This window comes from Steroidobacter cummioxidans, from assembly GCF_003104955.1.
Map to the genome: position 1 here is coordinate 1 of NZ_LSRW01000066.1, position 6,184 is coordinate 6,184.

General features: G+C 62.4%; 3 protein-coding genes and 2 pseudogenes. 2 read left to right on the forward strand and 3 right to left on the reverse strand.

Features of this window, described 5'->3' with window-relative positions:
• Window positions 1-20: 20 nt before the first annotated feature.
• Window positions 21-584 (forward strand): annotated as a pseudogene (locus D0550_RS26150) (zinc-binding dehydrogenase); the annotation flags it as partial.
• Between the two features lie 28 nt (window positions 585-612).
• Window positions 613-1,194, forward strand: a complete 582-nt coding sequence (gene gfa, locus D0550_RS26155) for an S-(hydroxymethyl)glutathione synthase (protein ID WP_116812147.1) — start codon at window positions 613-615, stop codon at window positions 1,192-1,194.
• Window positions 1,195-1,197: 3 nt separating this feature from the next.
• On the opposite strand, the gene D0550_RS26160 is transcribed toward gfa, so the two are convergent.
• The 3 genes and pseudogenes from D0550_RS26160 to D0550_RS26170 form a co-directional block, all read right to left on the reverse strand.
• On the reverse strand, window positions 1,198-2,184 hold the full coding sequence (locus D0550_RS26160) for an aldo/keto reductase (protein WP_116812150.1): 987 nt from the start codon (window positions 2,182-2,184) through the stop codon (window positions 1,198-1,200).
• Window positions 2,185-2,200: 16 nt separating this feature from the next.
• On the reverse strand, window positions 2,201-5,011 hold the full coding sequence (locus D0550_RS26165) for a DUF6242 domain-containing protein (RefSeq protein WP_116812148.1): 2,811 nt from the start codon (window positions 5,009-5,011) through the stop codon (window positions 2,201-2,203).
• A 153-nt stretch (window positions 5,012-5,164) separates the two neighbouring features.
• Window positions 5,165-5,992 (reverse strand): annotated as a pseudogene (locus tag D0550_RS26170) (YihY/virulence factor BrkB family protein); the annotation flags it as partial.
• Window positions 5,993-6,184: the final 192 nt, after the last annotated feature.

The following is a 6,184-nucleotide window of genomic DNA, read 5'->3' on the forward strand; positions in this document are numbered from 1 at the left end:
GCAGCGTCAGATGTGTATAAGAGACAGAGCCGGGCGCGAATGTCGTGGTGTTTGGCCTGGGCGGTATCGGCTTGAACGTGATCCAGGGCGCGCGGATGGTCGGTGCCAACAAGATCGTCGGCGTCGATATCAATCCAGGGCGCATCAAGCTCGCCGAAGAGTTCGGCATGACTCATTTCGTGAATCCGAAAGAGGTCGGCGGCGACCTGGTGGCACATCTGGTGAACATCACGGATGGTGGCGCCGACTACAGCTTCGAGTGCGTGGGCAACGTCGATCTGATGCGGCAGGCGCTGGAATGCTGCCATCGTGGCTGGGGCGTGTCCGTAATCATCGGCGTGGCGGGGGCGGGTCAGGAAATTCGCACGCGGCCGTTCCAACTGGTGACGGGCCGCGTCTGGAAGGGCTCAGCCTTCGGCGGCGCGCGTGGCCGCACCGATGTGCCGAAGATCGTCGACTGGTACATGGACGGCAAGATCAGGATCGACGAGCTGATCACGCACCAGATGCCCATCGAGCGCATCAACGATGCATTCGATCTGATGCACAAGGGCGAGTCGATTCGTAGCGTCGCGATCTTCTGAAGGCGATCGATCAACAACGTCTGGGGGAATGACCATGAGCGCTTTGAAAATTCATCCGTCGGTGGATGGCGGCGTGAAGCCCGGTAAAGCCGGCTTCGCCGGCGGCACCTTGACCTGCAAGTGCAAGGACAATCCGGTGACGGTCAAGCTGGAAGGCGATGTGGCCTTCAATCATGTCTGCGGCTGCACCAAGTGCTGGAAGCCGGAGGGCTCGCTGTTCTCGATGGTCGCGGTCATTCCGCGCGACAAGCTCAAAGTCACGGCCAACGCGCAGAAGCTGAAGATCGTCGATGAGTCAGCGGCGATCCAGCGCCATGCATGCACCGTCTGCGGCACGCACATGTATGGCCGCATCGAAAACAAGAACCATCCGTTCTATGGCTTCGACTTCGTGCATGTCGAGCTGTCGAGCGATGAGGGCTGGGCTGCGCCGGAGTTCGCGGCGTTCGTCTCGTCCATCATCGAGTCCGGCGCGAAGCCCGAAAACATGGGCGCGGTCCGTGCGCGGCTGACCGAGCTGGGCCTGACGCCCTATGACTGCCTGTCGCCGGCACTGATGGATCTGATCTCGGCCCACACCGCGAAGGCCAAAGGTGTGGTGGCGGCGTAACCGTTACCAACGGTGGTGAACGTGGCGGGCGATCTTCCGCTGGTAAAGCGAGCGGAGCGCTTGCATTGTTTCTGGGGGCAATGACGCAAGTTCGCTTGCGGCCGCGTTCGCCAGCGTCTGTGCCGGCGATTTCGCCCCGGGAATCACCACCGACACGGCGTCTTCCATCAGAATCCATCGCAGGGCGAACGCCGCCATCGACACGCCTTGCGGTACCCACGGACGAATCGACTCGACCGCTTCGAGCGCGACGTCGTAGGGCACGCCGGAGAAAGTCTCGCCGACGTCGAACGCTTCGCCATGGCGATTGAAATTGCGGTGATCGTCGGGCGAGAACTGCGAGTGCTGCGTCAGCTTGCCAGTCAGCAGGCCGCTGGCCAGCGGCACGCGAGCGATGATCGCCACCTGGCGAGCCTTGGCTTCGCGAAACAACAACTCCGCGGGTCGCTGGCGGAAGATGTTGTAGATGATCTGTACCGAGGTCACGCCGGGATATTCGATGGCCTTGAGCGCTTCCTCGATCTTTTCCACCGAGACTCCGTAGTGACGGATCTTGCCCGTCGCGACTAGCGCATCGAGCGCTTCGAATACTTCGGGGCGGTAATAAACGTCGGTGGGCGGACAATGCAGCTGCACCAGATCGAGGGTCTCAACGCCCAGGTTTTGCAAGCTGCGATCGATGAACGCTTCGAGATTGGCTCGGGTATAGCCGTCCGCGACATGGGGAGACAGACGCCGGCCGGCTTTGGTCGCGACGATGGGACGCTGACCCTGCCAATCTTTCAAGACCTCGCGAATGATCCGCTCGGAGCGGCCGTCGCCGTACACATCGGCGGTATCGATGAAATTTGTTCCGGTCTCGAGTGCCGCGCGTAACGCATCGCGCGCCTGAGCCTCATCGACATCGCCCCACGAGCCACCGATTGCCCACGCGCCGAAGCCAATATCTGCAATATTCCAGCCGGTGTGGCCGAAAGGGCGGGTGTGCATGGTCATGATGACTGAATTATGCGCGTGTCGGTCGTCGCCGTGCGAACAGTAGCAACAATCCACCCAGCAGTGTGACGAGATCCATCGAGCCGCCGCCACCGCGACTGTGACCGCCGTCGTTACCGCTGGGAACCGGGGTCGTTGCCGTCACCGAACTGGTTGCCTCGTTGTCCTCAGGATGCATGTCAGCCATGGTCGAGCCGAATGAGACATCGGCCGTGGCCTGAACTGAGCCGACATTCGTCGCCACTGCCGTGAACGAGAGAGCTTGGGAGGCGCCTTGTGCAAGTGGGCCCAGGGTGCAAGACGCGCCGCCGGTGGTCGGGCTGCAACCGCCAGGCAACGAACCAAGCGTGAAGCTCGAGCCCAGCCGGAAATTGACGATGCTTTCATCCGCCGCAGTCACGCCACGATTTGTCACAGTCACGGTGTAAGTAACGTTGCTTCCCTGCGTGACGCGGGTGCTGGACGGCGCGATGGCGATGCCAAGATCGCCTGCATCACCCGCGATCGCCGACGCTTGCGCCGAGTTGTCGCCAGCGCTGGCGTCGTTCTCATGCGCCGTTACTGTCGCGGTCACGGGAATATAGAGGGCGGCGGTGGGTGTCGTGTAGGTCACGACAGCAGTCACTTCCTCGCCGACTCGCAGCACAGGGATGGTGCACGTCGTGGTCGAGCAGCTGCCTCGGTCCGCGGTGATGCTCACATTCGTCAAGCCTGGGGGCAACGCGGCTGAGAGTTTCACAGCGGTAGCGTGATACGGGCCATTGTTCACGGCTCGCATGTTGAACGTGGACTCGTAGCCTTTGGGGCGAGTGCCGCTATGACCGCTGATCTCGACGTGCAGATCCGGAGCGACTTCAAACGTGGCCGCGCCACGCACGCCGGTATTGGCATGAATCATCGACGGACGATTGGGATCCAACACCAGTTGGCCGATGTACCACGGGCCACCGGCATCCGCGGCCGCGCGCAGCACTTCCCAGGTCTGGCCGGCATCGACCGAGCGAAGGATCGAAGACGAGCGTTGCACGCCAAACGAATATCCCGGATCGAGGCTCGCCGCATAAATCGTCGTCGGCACCACCGGATCGATGACGACCGAGCTGGCGCCATCACGGGCGATCATGGCGAATCGATTGTCTACGGCGAACGTGTCGCCGCCATCATTGCTGACCTGCAAGCCGCTCTCCGTCGCGACATAGACGCGCGCGGGGTTCGATGGATCGATGGCGATGCTGTGTACGTCCTGGCCGGTGAACGATTGGTTCCAGGTCAGACCGCGGTCGACGGAGCGATACAAACCTCCCGGCGTTCCGCCGAAGAAGCCTTGATAGACGCCGAGAAACATTCGCGTCGGATCGGCCGCATCGACTTGCATGTCCATGCCGAACAGATTCGTCGGCAGATTCGTGCTGTACGGCGACCACGTTGCACCACCGTCGGTGCTGCGATACACGCCTGCGGCCGGCGTCGACGACACCGTATAGACGTTTACATACATCGTGTTCGCATCCTGCGGATCGAAGGCGAACACCTGTGGCGAAAAGCCATTGAGATCCATGTTGGGCGCGCTCCATGACTGGCCGCCATCGACCGAGCGGAACACACCTCGATTGAACGCACCGAAGAAAATCGAATCCGGCACACCCGGCGTGACGGCGAGGCTCGCCTGGCCGAATTCGGACGATGGGCTCAAGGCCTGCGCCGCTGCCAGATTCAAACGCTTCCAATTGGAGTCGCCGCTGGCGGAGAACAGCCCGTTACCGCCACCGATGGTGTAGGTGTAGATCCGGGAACTGGCAGCAACTGTCGTGGCGAATTGCGTTGGATTGGACGCGATCGGCGATTGCGTCGCCTCGGTCCAGGTTTGCGCGTCGTTTTTTGAAAAGAGCGCTCCCTGCGCGCCGAGCACGACGATGCGCGTCGGCGCCGTGGCATCGATGCCTACGCCCTCGGCTTTCAACGGAGGGGTTGCACCGAGAATATTCCATGTGGCGCCGTAGTCCGTCGTCACGAGCAGCGAGGCCAGGCCCCAACCGATGGCGAGCGCCCGGCCGGGCGTTGCTGGGTCCACGGTGACGGACTTATACGAACCGCTACTGCCGACCGCCCAGGTTGCTCCTCCATCGGAGGAGTAGCGCAAGCCATTGTTGCTGGCAGCAATGAGATGAGTCGGCGACAGCAGCGCCAGGTCATAGATCAAGGTGCTGGTGTCGTCGGGGTCCGGGTTGACTTTGGTTTGCAGCCAGGGCGAGGCACCGCCGTCAGTGCTGCTGATCAGATCTTGGCCGCTGAAGCTGTAGATCGCATTGCCATTGTGCGGATCGACCAGAATCTTGCTGAAGGTCTGTTGCGGGGAGGTCACCGCCGACCAGGACTGACCACGATCGGCGCTGCGAAAAATCTGGTTGCCGCTGGCGTAATAAGTCGTGGCCCCGTTGGTGCCGATGCCCCAGACGCCCGCGCCGGCCGGTGCCACCTGAGCAAAACTCTGCCCGCCGTCATCTGAACGGAATACACCGTGATCCAGCACGGAGACGTACAGGCGATTGCCGTCGGTCGGGTCGACCGCGAGGCTGTTCACCTGGCTGGCGAAATCGCGCACGATCGTCCAGGTCACCCCGCCATCGACGGAGCGATGCACGCTGCGACTGAAGGTGGCGTAGAAAACATTGGCGGCGGTCGAGCTCGCCCGCACTTCGCCGAATGAGCCGCCCGGTGGACCTTTGATGGTCCACGTATTGACGCCCGCGTAGCTGGCGTCAGTCGGCACGGCCAGCGCGGCGCACAGCAGCGCCGCGCCCAGTCGCAGATAAGAAATCACCCGCTTTTCCCTTCATCGTCGTTGTTCGAGGCGGGGCAAGCATAGCAGGTTGCGCCTCACGGGCCGGGCCGGGGCTCGCGGAGCTCCGTTGGGCGTCGGCAGATTAAGACACTGGCGCTGGTGGTCAGCGCTTGCCCGCGGTCATGCTCCCGCTCAAGGTTTGGTCGTGCGCTTCCACGCCCAACCGCGGGGGCCAACGGTGTCCGCCGAGAACGCGCCGCGCTCGCCAAGCGGCTTGATGGGGCCGATGGTCGTGTCGTTCAGTGTCTGCCGCTCGAGCTCGGAGTTGATCTCGGCGCCGAGGATCACGACATAAGCGGACACATAGAACCACATCAACATCACGACCACGCCGCCGATGGCGCCGTATGCCTGACCGAAGGAATCGAAGTTGCGGACATAGATTGCAAACAGCGCGCCGCCGAGCAGCCAGAGCGTCGCGGCGATGACGGAGCCTGCGTTGACCCACTCCCAACGCGGGCGCGTTCGATGCGGAGCGATCCGATACAACACCGAGAGTGCAAATACTGCGATGACCCACAGCAGCGCCCAGCGTACGACCAGCAGGACCCATTGAGTAGCCGAGCCCAGGGGAATGAAGGCAAGCACGATCGGCACGGCCACGCCGATCAGCACCATCACCACGAAGCCGAGCACTCCGCACACCGTGAATGTGAGCGAGAGCAGCAATCGTTGCAGGAAAGAGCGGTGGTCATGCTCGTTGTACGCCACGTTGACCGCAGTAATCAGCGCGACCATGCCCTTGCGTGCGCTCCACATGGCGACCACGATGCCGATCACGACGCCGATGCTGAGCGTTTGATTGCGCTGGCTGATCAGCTGTTGCAACTGATTTTGCAGAATGTCCACGGTAGCTGGCGGCAGCATGGCACTGAAGGTTTGTATCTGCGCGGCGATCGCGTCGGGCGAGGCCACCAGGCCATAAATGGCAACGGCAGCGGCAAGACTGGGGAACACGGCAAGGAGTGCGAACGAACAAACGCCAGGCCGCCGGCGACGATTGGATTACGTTTTGTCCGCATCGAGCTGNTTTCTGGACGCGCCACACCACATCCCACCAGCCACGCCAGGCGATTTCTACCGGCCGGCGTGCGAGCCGTCCGCGGTTGAGCTCGGTGTTGTCGATCTTGCTGGAGTCGATGCGCGGAGGCA